A 15,913-nucleotide genomic window follows, 5' to 3' on the forward strand; every position below is an offset into this window, starting at 1 on the left:
TTCTGAGCAGAATCCTTCTCAATCTTCATCTCAATCCCGCACAGTAACGGCGACTCAAACCTCAGGGAGAGAACCGTGACAACCCATGAAAAATTAATCGCCCTGCTCGACCAGCACCAGGCGCGCTATCGCCTGATGGAGCATGAGGCGACCGGTAAATGTGAAGCCGTCGCGGCAATACGCCGCACCGAAATCGGTCAGGGCGCGAAAGCGCTGGTCTGCCATGTAAAGGGCAACGGCGTTAAACAGCATGTGCTGGCGGTATTACCGGCCGATCGGCAAGCCGATCTGGGCAAAGTCGCCGCGGCGGTCGGTGGACGACGCGCCTCACTCGCCAGCCCGGCGGAGACCGATCTGCTGACCGGCTGCGTATTCGGAGCGATCCCGCCGTTCAGCTTTCATCCCGACCTCCGACTGATTGTGGACCCCGCGCTGTTTGAACGTTATCCGGAGATCGCATTTAACGCCGGTCTGCTGGAGCGCTCGGTGATCCTGAACACCGAAGACTACCGGGCGCTGTGCAAGGCTGACGTGATAGAGATAACGCAGTAATTGCCATCCCGGCAGCCCGGCGATACTCTGCATAATCACTCATCACGACAGAATAAGAGCAAAATCATGAACATTTTCACTCAATGCCTGCGTCAGACGCTGGCTGTGGCGGTTATGGCAGGCTGCGCGTTTGCAGCTCAGGCGAAAATCGAACAGGTGCGTTTTGCAGTCGATCCGACCTATCCGCCGTTTGAATCGAAAACCTCGCAGGGTAAGCTGGTCGGCTTTGATATCGATCTGGGTAATGCGCTCTGCACGCAGATGCAGGCGAAATGTGTCTGGGTTGAAAGCCAGTTTGACGGCATGATCCCGGCGCTGAAAGCACGTAAGTTTGATGCCATTCTGTCTGACATGGGCATTACCGAAGAGCGCCTGAAGCAGATCGACTTTACCGTGCCGCTGTATGACACCCACACCCAGCTGATTGCGCGTAAAGGCGCCGGCATCCTGCCCACCGTCGAGTCTCTGAAAGGTAAAACGGTTGGCGTGGAACAGGGAACGGTTCAGGAACGTTATGCGCTGGCGAAATGGCAGCCCTATGGTGTGACCGTGGTGCCCTATGGCGATCAGGCCCAGGTTGAAAGCGATCTGGTTTCAGGTCGACTGGATGCCGTCTTTACCGACGCGGCACAGGCAGCGATTGGCTTCCTGAAGCATCCGCAGGGCAAAGATTTTGAACTGGCTGGCCCGATTATTCAGGATCCGATTATCGGCCCCGGCACGGCCATTGGCCTGCGCAAAGGCGATACTGAACTGAAAACGGCGCTGGATAACGCCTTTGCCGAAATTAAAAAGAATGGCACCTTCGATCAGATTCAGAAGCGCTACTTTGCCACGGATATCTCTATCCAGCAGTAACCTCGCGGTCGCCCTTTTTCGTCCTCACCGCGATCCGGCACTATACTCTAACTTTTTCGGGACGGCGCGCTGTCGTCCTTTGCCGATTAAAGGACATTAACACGGTATGCATCAACAACATCATCCACTGTTAAGCGCCTCTTTAGGCACCCAGCGTGAAATCATCAGTTTCCATTTTGCTGAGGACAATGAACGTCAGGTTTATATCCAGGCTGCGCTGCATGGCGACGAACTGCCCGGTATGGCGGTTGCCTGGTATTTAAAGCAGCGGCTGCAGGCGCTGGAGTCCGCCGGACAGCTTAAAGCTGCCTTTACCCTGGTGCCGGTGGCTAATCCGCTGGCACTGGGACAGCACTGGCACGGCACCCATCTCGGCCGCTTTCATACCCTCTCCGGTCAGGACTTTAATCGCCGCTTTCCGTCACTGGGCAATACTCTGGCGGCCGGGCTGGCTGAGAGTCTGACCCAGAGTGAATCACAGAACAGGAACCTTATTCGCGATGCGATTGATCGTCATTATCGCGATACCGTACCAAAGACCGAGCTGGATGCGCAGCGCTATACGCTGATGCGGATGGCCAGTCAGGCCGATCTGATGATTGACCTGCACTGTGACTGGGAAGCTGTGCCACATCTCTATACCACGCCCCATGCCTGGCCGGACATTGAGCCGCTGGCGCGCTGGCTGGGCAGTGAAGTTCAGTTGCTGGCGCAGATCTCTGGCGGTGAGCCGTTTGATGAAGCCTGCTGCGAACCCTGGCTGACGCTCGCAGAGCGGTTTGGCAAAGATTACCCGATGCCACGTGGCTTACTGCCGGTGACGCTGGAGTTGAGTGGCGTCCGTGATGTGTCGCCTGAACAGGCGGAGAAAGATGCAGATGCAATTATTTCAGCACTGCAGGAAGGCGGTTATATCGGCTACAGCGAACCGTCAATTTCTGTGGAAGTGGCCGCGCCCGTTATCGGTGGTGATGAACTGGTTCCTGCCAACGCGGGCGGTGATGATGTTGTGGCGATCAATGACGGGCCGATTGGCTTAACCGTGCCTGACGTGGCTGAAGCACCAGGAGAAGCAGGTGTCATTAAAGAACGTCACAGCGAGGGAATGGCGACGGCCTCCCCTGCCCTGAAAAATCCTGCTACGCCGCTATCAGGCTGTGAATACATTCACTCACCGGTGTCAGGGCTGATTCTGCACCGTAAACCGCTCGGTGCGCAGATTCGCCCGGGAGAAGTGGTCGCTGAGATTATCGATCCGATTACGGACCACATCACCCCACTGGTGGCGGAGTATGGCGGTATTCTCTATGCGAGACACTGGGTAAGGTTTGCGACGGCAGGCATGCTGGTTGTGCGACTGGCGGGAGAGAAGGAGATTCGGAGCGGGGATTTGCTGGTGGGGTAAAAAAAGGGCTTCCCGAGGGAAGCCCTTTTCAGTGATTAATCTAACCACTCGGTGTGGAACACACCGTCTTTATCAATGCGCTTATACGTATGCGCACCGAAGTAGTCACGCTGCGCCTGAATCAGGTTAGCAGGCAGGACTTCTGAACGGTAGCTGTCGTAGTAAGCGATCGCCGCAGAGAAGGTTGGCGTCGGGATGCCGTTCTGAATCGCGTAAGAAACGACATCACGCAGCGCCTGCTGATACTGATCCGCGATATCTTTGAAGTACGGAGCCAGCAACAGGTTAGCGATGCCTGCATCAGCTTCATAAGCATCGGTGATCTTCTGCAGGAACTGGGCTCGGATGATGCAGCCAGCGCGGAAGATCTTAGCGATTTCCCCATAGTGCAGATCCCAGTTGTTCTCTTCTGACGCTGCACGCAGCTGTGAGAAGCCCTGCGCATAAGAGACGATTTTACCCAGGTACAGCGCGCGACGGACTTTCTCGATGAACTCTGCTTTGTCACCAGTGAAAGCTTTAGCCTGTGGACCGCTCAGTACTTTAGAGGCCGCCACACGCTGCGTTTTCAGTGAGGACAGGTAACGAGCGAAGACAGACTCAGTGATCAGTGACAGCGGTTCACCCAGATCCAGCGAGCTCTGGCTTGTCCATTTACCGGTGCCTTTGTTAGCCGCTTCATCCAGAATCACATCAACCAGGTATTTACCGTCTTCGTCTTTCTTGGTGAAGATATCTTTGGTGATGTCGATCAGGTAGCTGCTCAGCTCGCCGTTGTTCCAGTCGGTGAAGGTTTCAGCCAGCTCTTCGTTGTTCAGGCCCAGCGCGCCTTTCAGCAGAGCATAGGCTTCTGCGATCAGCTGCATGTCGCCATATTCGATGCCGTTGTGAACCATCTTCACATAGTGGCCCGCGCCGTCCGGACCGATATAGGCCACACAGGCTTCGCCATCTTCAGCACGAGCAGCAATCTTATCCAGAATCGGTGCAACCAGCTCGTAAGCTTCTTTCTGACCGCCAGGCATGATGGATGGGCCTTTCAGTGCGCCCTCTTCACCACCAGAAACGCCAGTACCGATGAAGTTGAAGCCCTGGTCAGACAGTTCTTTGTTACGACGGATGGTATCTTTATAGAAGGTGTTACCGCCATCGATCAGGATGTCGCCTTTATCCAGGTGTGGTGTCAGTGAGGCGATAGTCTTATCAGTCGCTTCACCCGCCTGAACCATCAGCAGGATACGACGAGGTTTTTCCAGCGATTCAACAAACTCTTCAACGGTGTAAAAAGGAGCAAGCTTCTTGCCCTGGTTCTCGGCGATGACTTCGTCAGTCTTTTCGCGTGAACGGTTGAAGATTGAAACAGTGTAACCGCGGCTCTCAATGTTAAGAGCCAGATTGCGGCCCATCACTGCCATACCTACAACGCCGATCTGTTGCTTGGACATATTTTACTCCTGATCAATATATACAGAGCCGTTCAGCTCTATCCCACTTATGAATTCAGATAATTTTAACTTAGTGATTACAATACAACATTTTTTTAAAAAATGTTATCCGTAACACCAAAGACATGTTAGTAGACAGCACGGCTGAACAATAAAACAGGCACAATAAGTAAAATCTCAAACCTGTCTTATTACGAATTCTTACAGTTAAACTGAGAAAGGCATTTAGTGTTAAACAGCTCTCTCTCACGATCAATTAACCATCCCCATTTGTTGAAATATCGGACAGCGGAAACAATGTGATAAAAAAGGAATTTAAAATCCTGATATGAGCGTCGTTGTGATTCATGCACAACTGTTGATGCAGGGCAATACTGGATGCCCAACCCCGAAGCAGAGACACGCCTGGATAAGTCCACATCTTCCATATAGAGGAAAAAACGTTCGTCAAAACCATTTGTGTGATTTAGTGCCTGCTGGCTAATGAGCATGAAGCAGCCAGAAAGTGACGGAGCATAGAAGGGTCGGCTATAATCAGCATGATGAAGCTCGTATTCACCATTCGAAATTTTCATATAGCGCGAGAAAAAGCGTCTCATAAAAAGCTGATTAGGCGTTGGCAACAGCTTACAACTGTGCTGAAGACTTCCATCCGGGTAAATCACTTTAGGAATAGTCAGTGAAAGATTATTTTCTTTGGTAAAGTGATAAAGAGAATCAACTTCTCCACAGTCAAAGCTGATGTCAGGATTGCAAATCAAAATATATTCGCACTGATTTTTATATTCCTGAAAGGCTTTATTATGGCCCGCGCCAAATCCGTTATTATTTGCTACAGATAAAATTGAAACTTTCGGATGAGAATAATCACTTAACCAATTACAGTGACAACCATTGTCAACGATGCAAACTTTATCAATACTTTTCTCAGCCAGCAATGAATCCAGCGTGCGTGAAATATCCTCATAAGCATGACGATACAGAACAAGCGATGCGATTATTTTCACAAGATTACCAAAATTAGAACTTGTTAAATAGAGCGTAAGAGAAATTCGTCATCTGACCCAGGCGATTTTGATGGTAGACGCCTGAAGCTTTGAATAATTTTAAACGCGCAGGTAACGTGTTGTCCCGGATATGGCGAAAAGCCTCAAAAATAACCCGGTTTTCCGGCGTCATTTCCGCTTTTAGCTGCGTCAGAAAGCGGAAATTCACATCATTCCAGTGTCGGTTGCGTCCCTGATGAGCATCGATGAAATTGCTGACCCGCTGTGTCAGGTTCATTCCGTTGCCAATAACATTCGCGTTATGCTGTCTGTATAACACTGAGGGCTCAGGGTCAAAAAAGATGTTGCCGCCACAGGCGCTTACGATGAGATAAAGTGCCCAGTCGTGCGCGATCACAGGTAAGTCGAGTATCTTCAGAAAAAGCTGCCGCGCCGCTGCGTTAAAGACCATCGTGTTCCCGCTGGCAATATTTTGCAGTAATGCGTTAGGGAAACCGGGTCTTTTAGCATTAAGCGGCGATAAACCGAGGACCTGATCATGCTCGTCAATTAACCTGGTTCGGGAGCAATAGAGCGCAGGAACCTCTTCGGGCAGAGATTGCAGATACTCAACGGCACGCAAAAGTTTTGCGGGATGCCACATGTCATCCTGATCAGCAAAAGCATAAAAATCTGCTTCTATTCCCGGATTGCCAATCAGAGACTTAAAGTTTTCGCAAAAGCCTTTTTGCGGACCGGCCAGAAGGGTGCAGCTATTTTCTGCACCCGAAAAAGCCCGCTCGGTAATCGAGCGGGTATCATCTTCAGATCCATCATCAGAAACCCATAAAGACCAGTTTTTCCAGTCCTGATCTTTTACAGACTGCAGCTGCTTCTCTATGAAAGCGGCACCATTATAGGTACCCATAAGAACAGCAACATGTTCCTTTTGGCCGGTTATTAACATGAGGAACTGTTCTTGAAGTAATCCTGAAACTTAACAACTTTATTACGTGTGCTGCCCCAGGAGTCAAAATTTTCAATCTGCATGAAAAGATGATTTCTGCGCCAGTCATCTTTTGTTGTCAACGAGATGAGCGGTTCAGCCAGCTGCATTGGCGTAAGATTAACCTGTAGTCTTGCTAACATCGCCAGAAAATCATTACAGAATCTGTCCACACCCTCGGTCAGTTGTGCATTGATCAGATTATGATCTTTTGATTTCGTCCGGCCGGGATCGGTGACTGAACACACGCCGTTTTTGACAGGTTTATAGCCAATGACCGTATTGTGCGGCGCAGAGAAAAACAGCTCTATGGCCACGCGATTCTCATAAATCTTGTCCACTAAAGTCGGGCTGGTCGTATCGTTATCAATAAATGCTTTCATTTTTTGATGTGGCGTACGGCGCTTTCTTTCAAAGGTGTTGGCAATGCAAAAATAATAGCCAATCACATTTATGTTCATGAATTTCTTAACGGTATGGATAAACGCTTCCTGCGTCGTTCCGCTCCAGCCTACATCTACCATAGCGACAGTATCGCCCTCTTTGATGCCCAGGGAGTGAAGATAGATGAACAACCCCCGACGGTTGCGCTGACATACCTTAAGAATCTCAGCGCGGAGTGCGATGAGAAACTTTTCGACTAGCTCGTAATTTTCCGGCGCAATAACCAGGTCAGGTGCAACTCCTGCCGACATCATTACGTGATCTGCCGGTGGCTCTACACCAATGCGCTCAAGTAATTCCCCTGGGGATAATCCATCTGAACCTGACATCAGGAAAGCAAGGTTCTGGCTGAAGTTCTCTTCATCCATCAGAGAGAGATTGAAAGCAATACGTGAACCCATGAAATAGGAGAACGAAGGCAGCTTTTCCGTAAAATAGCGCGACGCCAGTCTTTCCAGCGCATAACCATCACGGGAAACAAACAAGAGTTTATCAACATTGTCTATCAGGCATTGTTTACGAATCCACTCAAGAAAGCCCCAGGTAGCGGGTGCCTGGTATTCGTATCCCAGCTGCTGAAATGAACCGGCAGCGACGTTATCTGGCCGCAGGGTCCGAATCATGCCGTTGATCAGCGACGAGGCAAGAGGCTGTTTTTTTCCTTTATTCACCAAATGAGGCGACTGGTAATGCCATGCGTTGATACTTTTTTCGCGTGGCTTAATGAAATCGGCCATTTCATTATCACCGATGTGCAACACCTGATGCGGTTCCACCTCGCATTCTGCAAGCAGATAATCAAATATCGCACCCGTATCCCGCTTTGTCGCATTGCGACTTGCAGAGATGTACAACGGGACGTCCGGCATATCATACTTTTTCAATGCCGCACGGAAGAAATCCTCTTCAAGGTACATATCTGAGGTAATAACGACGGTTTTACCCGATAAAATTAAATCGTTGAAAAAGCCAATAAAGAAAGGATTTGGCTCGACCAGCGCCAGCTCAAGCTGATATTCAGCTTCCATCAGACTTTCAGTATCGCCACGTGTGCCCTGAAAGTTGTTATAAATATTTCTTAGGGTTATTTCTTTCCTGCCCTCTTTAACCATTTGTGCAAAAGCATTTTTCTGTGCATTGCGGCGCAACTGCCTGAAGTCAGCAATAGAAAACTTATTCGCTAACAGGTCAAATGCATCTTCAGGATTGTCCAGCGGGCGAATAAAAAGAGTATCAAAAAAATCAAAAGAGATAACTCTGGCGTCTTTAGCTAAATGACGAAGTGAAATCAGATCCATCTCTTCTTTCGTATAAGCAGGGTTAACAGTGTTATCACAATTAATCATTTCATGATCTCGAAATTATGTCCGTTAAAAGCAAAGTTGACGTTGTAGAAAGGGTCGTACTGATAGTACTGCGGATGTTTACTGTTCAGACGACTCAGTTCATTTTGCAAACGTCTTACTTTTTCAGCATCCATGTGATCAAGCCCACGAGAAACAGATTCATGATGGATAAGTGTAACCGCCTGACACATAACGTTATAGTAACCGTTTTCGACCAGACGCATACAGATATCAACATCGTTATAAGCGATAGGGAATGATTCATCAAAACCGTTTATTGATTCATATTTTTCACGCGCAACCATCAGACATGCTCCTGTTACGGCGAGCCAGTTATATTCAATCTGATTGCGTAAAAAATAGCCGGGGTGATTTTTATCCTGACCGATATAGGCATGAACAGGGCCGGTCTGGAGATTAAGAACTCCGGTATGCTGCATAGTCTGCCCGTCAGCATAGACCAGTTTAGCGCCAACAGCCCCCACATGTTTCTGCTGAGCGTAACCACCCAGTCTGTTCAGCCAGTCGTCCTGTAGGACTTCAGTGTCATCGTTGAGGAAAAGCAACAGGCTACCTTCAGAATGGGCAACGCCGATGTTATTCAACTCAGAAAAATTGAAAGGCTGGTCGTGTCTTATGACAGTGGCAAAGCGTTGGGACTTAAGTTCATCAAGATACGCAAGCGTATCGGGCTTCTGAGATCCATTATCAACAACAATAATCTCGTAATGGCTCCAGCGGGTTTTACTGCGAATTGAATTAATGCAGCGCGCGAGCACGTCATGATTATCCCGCGTAGGGATGATGATTGAAATCAGGGTCTCCGGACGGAGATCATAATTAACGCGGAAATATCCATGATAGCCAGGCAGCTCTTCAACAGTCCCCTCAATACCACGTCGCTTCAGCGCATCTTCACGTACCGCTTTAGAAGCGGCTAAGACATAGGGCTTAGCGGTGATATCAGACGCGACAGAGGCCGGGATGATGCGCCAGTGATACAGAATTTTCGGAATGTGCGAAATTTTCTGCGTTATCTCACTTAATCTGAGAATGAAGTCCCAATCCTGACAACCATTAAATTCTGTCCGTAATCCTCCCAGTTGGCGGGCAGTGCTCAGGCGAACACAGGCAGCATGGCAGGTATACATGGTGCCCATCATGGTATCTGGCGACCAGTCAGGTTTGAAGTGAGGCTGAGAATAATTCCCTTCCGGCGTAAATTTATCCTCATCACTATAAATAAAATCAGGATCTTCTTCGTTGATGCATTTTACAAATTCGAACAGGCAATCCTGCGTTAACTCATCGTCATGATCCAGGAAGACAATGTAATCACCGCTTGCATTCTCTATCGCAACGTTAGTTGCGCCAGCAATCCCCTGGTTTTTTTCCATGTGAATGACTTTGATTCGGGGATCTTTTAAAGCGTCGAGAGCGGGTGCAGTCTCCTCATCAGGACTGCAGTCGTTAGCCAGCACTAATTCCCAGTTGTCATACCATTGATCTTCTACTGACTTAACCATCAACGCCAGCAGGTCCGGTGGCGTGTTGTAGATAGGCACAATTATGGAGAAAAGCGGCTTGACCTCAAACTCATTAAGAATATCTTTAAAATAATTCGGCTTTTTGGCCGGAATGTAAACGTACTCATCTGGACGATCAGAGAATGAATAGGTTCCATTATTACTATGCGAAAGGAAGACTGGCTGAGTCCCCTTACTATTATTGATAATAGTCTGTTCATATAGAGCTTGGTTAAAGGCGGGGTGATGCCTGAACCATGCAGGCCGCACTTTCATAGCGACTTTTAACGCTTTTTCTTTATATCGCTCTGGCAACTGCATATAGACGTTTCGCGAGACTTCTCTCACGCGTTTTTTTAAACCACTGTTATTAGATGTGGCCTGCGCAATAACCTTACCTGATTTTACTTTTACTCTCTGCCCCAGATAAAACAGTCTGAAAAAGACTCTCTTTACTGGTTGCCTTATCTTTAATGGAACCCGGCGGCCTGCAACACGTAGCGGAGCGGAAATTTTCCAGCTGGCAGAGTTCAGAATGGTTTCGACATCATGCCGATACTTGTTCAGAACATGGCCCTGATGTTCATAAAGGGCATGAATCTGATTTAATTCTTCCTGCAGCCGACTGGCACGTTCGCTCTCATTTTTCAGCGATTCTTCCAGATTTGTAATACGTAGCTGATTTTGATCGTTAATGTTTTTTTCGTGACTTCTCAATGAATTGAGATCATTCAGGTCAGTCCAGTATTCAGCACGAACAGAAAGGGAAAAACCTTTGAGCGTTGTATAAATATCTTCAGCATTTTTGTGCTGAATTTTCGCCAGAAACGCTGACTCCTGCTTCAGGTATTTTCGTGATTCAGCACTTGAGCATGAAAAGCCCATAGCATTTAAAACCGCTGTCGTCAGCTCAGCAATGTTGTTGCTATTACAGTTTCGGCTATTGCCAGCAGACGTAACGCGTAAGAGGGAATGATAGATACCGCGATAGGCTACATAACCCAGCGTGATGGTTTTACCAGCCTGCCATTCCTGATCAAAGAAAACAAATTCACCATTGTTTTTTCTGATCACATTAAAGGGCAGGGCATCCAGGTAAGAATCGGGCAGAACAATATCTTTATCTGTTTCCAGCGGCACCTGCGCTTTAAGCTGAAGCTGGTCAAGCCACCCTTTTGCCCAGGCCGCTAATTCTTCAATACGCCAGTGGGGACGATTAATAATGCGTAAAAGATCGGTCCAGAGAGATTGACCATAAATGAATCTTTCCATATCCGCCGACCTGACATTGCCGTCCTGGCTGGATCCAGAGAATACAGACAAGCCTTCATCCGTCTGTATAAATTCTACGTTTTTCTTCTTGTCGGCATTCCGTTCATCTGAATAGTAAATAGCCGCCACGTTTTCATGAATAACATCCTGTTTAATCGCGCTTGAGACCATCAAAAACGAACTTGAGAGATCAGCAGCAATTTCATTGTTCCAGATGTTTTTGATGCCCTGCTCAATTGAGAACAGATGCTGCGGAACGATTTGCTTTTCTTTATGCGCGCTTTCCATTGCTAACTGACTCAGCGCTTTGGAGTGCTTCTGCCAGCCCAGTGGGGTGACCACTGTGCATGGCAATTTATAATCAGGTAACGGAATATATTCCAGAGTATCCTGGAAACCGGCTTTATTGAGTTCATTCAACAGCTCTTTGCGGCCAAACGTGACAACACTTTTTTCGTCATAACTATTGTTAATGCCATACATCGGCAGGTTTACATGATCTTCACGAGCGCCTGAAAAATATTTGATACCCAATTTATTTTCAATGGCAACAAATAATTTCCCATCCTTTTTCAAACGCTTTTTGCACGCCTGTAAAAGTTCCTGCTCACCATTTTCACCCACGAAAACACGTGCGTATTCAAGGACACCAATCAGTAAAACCGCATCAAAATTGCCGAAATCCGGGAGTGTATCGGAAGGAGCGCAGATGATAGTGACATTAGGAAGATCGCGGCAGCGTGATCGGGCAATCGTTGCGCGACGGAAACTCCCTTCCACAGAGACAACTTCTGCAGCACTCTCACCCAGGAACCGGCTGATTGCGCCACATCCACAGCCGATTTCTAATATTCTTTTGCCCTTCATCCACTCCTGGAATGGACGTAGCAGGTTCGAACGTACGGGACTAAGATGATATGTTGAAGGCCAGTCTACGATGAAGGGTTCTAATTCTTCTGAGTCAACGCTCACGTCTGAGACTTCACTAAGTGTTTTGTAGATGTAGTTTTCAGTCTCTTCGCCGTCGCTATACGCAAAATCCTTCATATCTGAGGGCGACCACAGCGCCGTCTCTTCATTTTTCTGAAAACCAGCATCTGATAAAATTTTTTCTAAATTAGCCATTTTCAAGTTTTATTCTCGCGTTTAGATCGGCCAAACCGGTAAAAGTACCCACAGGTCCTACAGGCAAATGAATTGAGTCATAGCGACGGTCGTGAGGAATTATTTCGCCTTGGGTGTTACTACTTGCGATACCCACAGAAACAAAATAGTCGCCTTCAAAAAGAAGATTTGGCAACGTTACCGATACGATAAATGATTGATCGGGCTTCGCCTCTTCAACGATCGATACTGCCTGCCACTCACTGTTGGTATTGTAAATGGTGACGCCTTCTTTAGTTTTGATCGCAAAACCGAAAATGGGTCTGAAAATATAGTCATGACAAATGACTTTAAACAGAAAATTAATGGGCTTTTGGGGTTCGAAGATTCCTGGAAACGCCTGACCATCCTGATCAAAATGATAGTCATAGATTTCTGCCGACTTATCTCCCCACCGGTACTCGGAGGGGTTGTAATGAGGCCGTTCATCAAACACGCTGTTCAGCCTGAGCTGACTTCCTGTTTTAACCTCTTCCGTTTTTTCCAGATCGGTTTCACGCTCCAGCCGTTCCTCTTCACCTTTAGCCGCCAGCGCGATTTGCTTATCCACATCGGCACGCGTGCTGTTGTTTTCGCGTTTTTTCCCGAAGAGAATATCCAGATAGCGGTTTATGACTTCACGGGGTGCACCACACTCCTGTGTTACACCACCGTCCAGGAGTAGTGCCCGGTCGCAATGTGTCACGATCTGTTCTGTGGCATGTGAAACAAAGAGAATTGAGGTGCCATTTTGTTTGAGCTTTTTCAACCGGGCAAAACATTTAGCCTGAAACTTTGCATCGCCCACGGCAAGGGCTTCGTCAACGATTAATACTTCCGGTTCAATCTGAGCCTGAACCGCAAATGCCAGTCGGACCAGCATGCCGCTTGAATATGAGCGGACGGGAGAATGGATGAAGTGACCAATATCAGCAAATGAAAGAATGTCATCAAGTCTTGCCTCCGTTTCCTCACGGGTCAATCCCATCAGGGACGCATTGAGGTAAACGTTCTCAAGTCCGCTGAAGTCACTATTAAAACCTGCACCCAGCTCCAGCAGCGCGGCTACACGCCCGTTAACGGTGACATTCCCGGATGTAGGCGTTAATGTTCCGGCGATAATCTGAAGTAATGTAGATTTGCCTGAGCCATTTCGTCCGACTATCCCCATTGTTTCACCCTTTGGTAAAACAAAAGAAACATCCTTTAAAGCCCAAAAATCTTCATGGTAAGCCCGGCTTTCACGACCCACAACCCGGTCTACTTTTGGCACAATAAACTGTTTTAATCTTCGTACTGGATTTTCATACACCTGAAAACATTTACTTACGCCATCTATTACAATCGCATTTTCATTAAAGGACATCAGCAAAACCTTTTCGTGTTTTTTGGAACCAGGCGTAACACAGCCACATTACCAATAGTGAGATAAGTGTGTAGATTCCAATACCAGAAAAATCAGGTAACTTGCCCCATATAAGTACCGCTCTGGCCTGCTCAATGATGAACGTTAAAGGATTAAGCATTATGAGCGGGCGCAAGTTTTCGGGGAGAGAAGATATTGGATAGAATACCGGTGATAAAAACATCATTACGGTCATGATTATGGTAATTGTCTGCCCCACATCTCGCAGATAGACGCCTAACGATGATAAAAACCAGGTCAGCCCTAGGGTCAGTAAGGCCAACGGCAAAATGACAACGGGTATAAAAACGAGTGTCCAATGGATGTAACCATTGAATATGAAAAAAGCGATAATTAAAACGAGCATGCTAATAAAGCTATGAAATAGCACACTCAAAAAACTTACAACCGGTAATATTTCTAAAGGAAACACCACTTTTTTAACATAGTTTACATTTCCAAGTATTAGGGAGGGGGCACGACTAAGCGTTTCGGCAAAAAGACCATGAATAATCAGACCGACAAACAGAATCACGGCAAAGTCAGTCTTTGATTCATTCAGTGCTCCAGCAGTTCCCCACCTGGCTTTGAAAACGACTGAAAAAACGAAAGTGTAAACCATGAGCATAAAAATGGGGTTAATAAAAGACCACAAAATTCCCATTGTCGAACCGCGATAACGACCAACAACCTCTCGTTTAGTCATCTGGAAAATGAGATTTCGATTTGCCCATGTCTGACGAATCAGAGAAAAGAGTGAGGTAGATCTCGAACTATGAGGATTCATTAGTAATCTCTTAAAAGCTTGAGCTGGAGTGTTTACTGCTATCACGAACTAATTTTGACTCTCAATTGATACAGTCCCGACAATGATGATTGTCAAATCCAATGATGACTATTTTGACACAATTGAATGGCAATGGTTCCTGTCCGTTAAAAGTCTTGCGTAAACTGAATTTTCTTCTCAACATTTATTAATACAGACTGTGGTGAGACTTCAGGCACCACGCCTTAAAACAAGTTAAGGATGACCTTTTTACCTGGCTCATCCTCAATTTCAATGACTAAATATAATTACTTCAGCTCGGACAGCAGTTGCCCTGCTTTGTCTTTCTCAGACAGAATAGGCTCTGAAACAGGCCAGTCAATGCCTAGTTCAGGATCATTCCATGCCAGACAACCTTCGCTTGAAGGGTCATAGTAGTTAGTGCATTTATATTCGAAATCTGCATACTCTGAAATAACAACGAAGCCATGTGCTAATCCCGGCGGAACCCAGAATTGTGTCTTGTTTTCTTCCGAGAGATAAACGCCAACCCACTGTTTATAAGTTGGTGATTCAGGTCGGATGTCGACCGCGACATCATATACTTCACCTCTTACCACACGGACCAGCTTGCCCTGAGGATTATTACGCTGAAAATGCAAACCTCTTAGCACATTTCTAGCCGATCGTGAATGATTGTCCTGTACAAATTCACCTTCGATATTGAGCGCACGCTTATATTTTTCACTCTGGAACGTTTCCAGGAAAAAACCGCGTTCATCACCGAAAACTTTAGGTTCAATAATTTTTACATCAGCAATTTTCGTATCAATAATTTTCATTATAAACGTCCTTCCACCAGAGCCATCAGGTATTTGCCATATTCGTTTTTAAGGTACGGCTTAGCCAGTTCCTGTAATTGCTCTTTATTAATGAAACCCATTCTGAATGCAATTTCTTCCGGACAAGCCACTTTCAGGCCCTGACGTGATTCTATAGTCTGAATAAAGTTATTCGCTTCCATCAAGCTCTGATGCGTACCGGTATCCAGCCATGCATGTCCACGTCCCATGATTGAAACGGAAAGTTTGCCCTGCTCCATGTAGATACGGTTGATATCCGTAATCTCCAGTTCACCGCGGGGTGATGGTGCAAGGTTTTTTGCCATTTCCACAACACTGTTGTCATAGAAATAAAGACCGGTCACGGCATAGTTGCTGCGTGGATGTTCAGGTTTTTCTACAAGAGAAATAGCTTTACCATCTTTATCAAATTCAACAACGCCATAACGCTCAGGGTCAGTGACGTGATAGGCAAAAACGGTTGCCCCATCATCTTTCATTGATGCAGCTTCAAGTTGCTTGTAGAGATCGTGACCATAGAAAATATTGTCGCCAAGAATCAGTGCGACTGAATCGTCACCAATAAACTCTTCACCAATGATGAACGCCTGCGCCAGGCCATCCGGACTTGGTTGTACTTTGTACTGAATAGAAATGCCCCACTGAGAACCATCGCCCAGCAAGCTCTCAAAGCGCGGTGTATCCTGTGGTGTACTGATGATCAGAATATCGTTGATCCCTGCCAGCATCAGCGTACTGAGGGGATAGTAAATCATCGGCTTGTCGTAAACTGGCAGCAATTGTTTGCTCACTGCCATGGTTACAGGGTAAAGACGCGTTCCAGAACCACCTGCGAGAATGATACCTTTATTCTTTTTCACTATTTCACCTTAATTGGCCAAGCCGCTATTGCGTCC

12 protein-coding genes are annotated in these 15,913 nt (G+C 47.0%); 3 read left to right on the forward strand and 9 right to left on the reverse strand.

All coding sequences use genetic code 11. The annotated features are described in order from the left end of the window. Nucleotides 1-75: 75 nt before the first annotated feature. The 3 genes from BY447_RS04280 (at nucleotide 76) to BY447_RS04290 (ending at nucleotide 2,815) form a co-directional block, all read left to right on the forward strand. Nucleotides 76-552 (forward strand): YbaK/prolyl-tRNA synthetase associated domain-containing protein, encoded by a 477-nt coding sequence (locus BY447_RS04280; RefSeq protein WP_110330612.1) that lies wholly within the window; start codon nucleotides 76-78, stop codon nucleotides 550-552. Between the two features lie 66 nt (nucleotides 553-618). Beyond that, nucleotides 619-1,410, forward strand: coding sequence for an ABC transporter substrate-binding protein (locus BY447_RS04285; RefSeq protein ID WP_110330613.1), 792 nt, complete (start codon nucleotides 619-621; stop codon nucleotides 1,408-1,410). Between the two features lie 106 nt (nucleotides 1,411-1,516). Next, complete coding sequence (locus BY447_RS04290; protein ID WP_110330614.1) at nucleotides 1,517-2,815, forward strand: succinylglutamate desuccinylase/aspartoacylase family protein; 1,299 nt, start codon at nucleotides 1,517-1,519, stop codon at nucleotides 2,813-2,815. A 35-nt stretch (nucleotides 2,816-2,850) separates the two neighbouring features. Here the strand turns inward: BY447_RS04290 and gndA are convergent, their stop codons facing one another. The 9 genes from gndA to rfbA all read right to left on the reverse strand — a co-directional run bounded on the left by gndA (nucleotide 2,851) and on the right by rfbA (nucleotide 15,877). Next, the gene (gene gndA, locus BY447_RS04295; RefSeq protein WP_033733220.1) at nucleotides 2,851-4,260 is read right to left on the reverse strand and encodes an NADP-dependent phosphogluconate dehydrogenase; all 1,410 of its coding nucleotides are present in this window, start codon (nucleotides 4,258-4,260) and stop codon (nucleotides 2,851-2,853) included. A gap of 191 nt (nucleotides 4,261-4,451) precedes the next feature. Then, nucleotides 4,452-5,267, reverse strand: coding sequence for a glycosyltransferase (locus tag BY447_RS04300; RefSeq protein WP_110330615.1), 816 nt, complete (start codon nucleotides 5,265-5,267; stop codon nucleotides 4,452-4,454). A gap of 13 nt (nucleotides 5,268-5,280) precedes the next feature. Beyond that, a complete protein-coding gene (locus BY447_RS04305; RefSeq protein ID WP_110330616.1) occupies nucleotides 5,281-6,213 on the reverse strand; it encodes a glycosyltransferase family 2 protein in 933 nt (310 codons plus the stop codon). After that, the gene (locus tag BY447_RS04310) at nucleotides 6,207-7,994 is read right to left on the reverse strand and encodes an HAD family hydrolase (RefSeq protein WP_110330617.1); all 1,788 of its coding nucleotides are present in this window, start codon (nucleotides 7,992-7,994) and stop codon (nucleotides 6,207-6,209) included. The genes BY447_RS04305 and BY447_RS04310 overlap by 7 nt, the downstream gene beginning before the upstream one ends. Nucleotides 7,995-8,038: 44 nt before the next feature. After that, nucleotides 8,039-11,965, reverse strand: coding sequence for a glycosyltransferase (locus tag BY447_RS04315; protein ID WP_199226919.1), 3,927 nt, complete (start codon nucleotides 11,963-11,965; stop codon nucleotides 8,039-8,041). Beyond that, nucleotides 11,958-13,349, reverse strand: coding sequence for an ABC transporter ATP-binding protein (locus BY447_RS04320; RefSeq protein WP_110330618.1), 1,392 nt, complete (start codon nucleotides 13,347-13,349; stop codon nucleotides 11,958-11,960). The genes BY447_RS04315 and BY447_RS04320 overlap by 8 nt, the downstream gene beginning before the upstream one ends. Beyond that, nucleotides 13,339-14,175, reverse strand: a complete 837-nt coding sequence (locus tag BY447_RS04325) for an ABC transporter permease (RefSeq protein WP_110330619.1) — start codon at nucleotides 14,173-14,175, stop codon at nucleotides 13,339-13,341. Before BY447_RS04325 ends, BY447_RS04320 begins: the two co-directional genes overlap by 11 nt. A 287-nt stretch (nucleotides 14,176-14,462) precedes the next feature. Beyond that, nucleotides 14,463-14,996 (reverse strand): dTDP-4-dehydrorhamnose 3,5-epimerase, encoded by a 534-nt coding sequence (gene rfbC, locus BY447_RS04330; protein WP_110330620.1) that lies wholly within the window; start codon nucleotides 14,994-14,996, stop codon nucleotides 14,463-14,465. Continuing rightward, on the reverse strand, nucleotides 14,996-15,877 hold the full coding sequence (rfbA, locus tag BY447_RS04335; protein WP_110330621.1) for a glucose-1-phosphate thymidylyltransferase RfbA: 882 nt from the start codon (nucleotides 15,875-15,877) through the stop codon (nucleotides 14,996-14,998). Before rfbA ends, rfbC begins: the two co-directional genes overlap by 1 nt. Nucleotides 15,878-15,913: the final 36 nt, after the last annotated feature.

Origin of the sequence: Pantoea sp. JKS000250, assembly GCF_003201065.1 — a bacterium.
Taxonomy (GTDB): Bacteria; Pseudomonadota; Gammaproteobacteria; order Enterobacterales; family Enterobacteriaceae; genus Pantoea; species Pantoea vagans.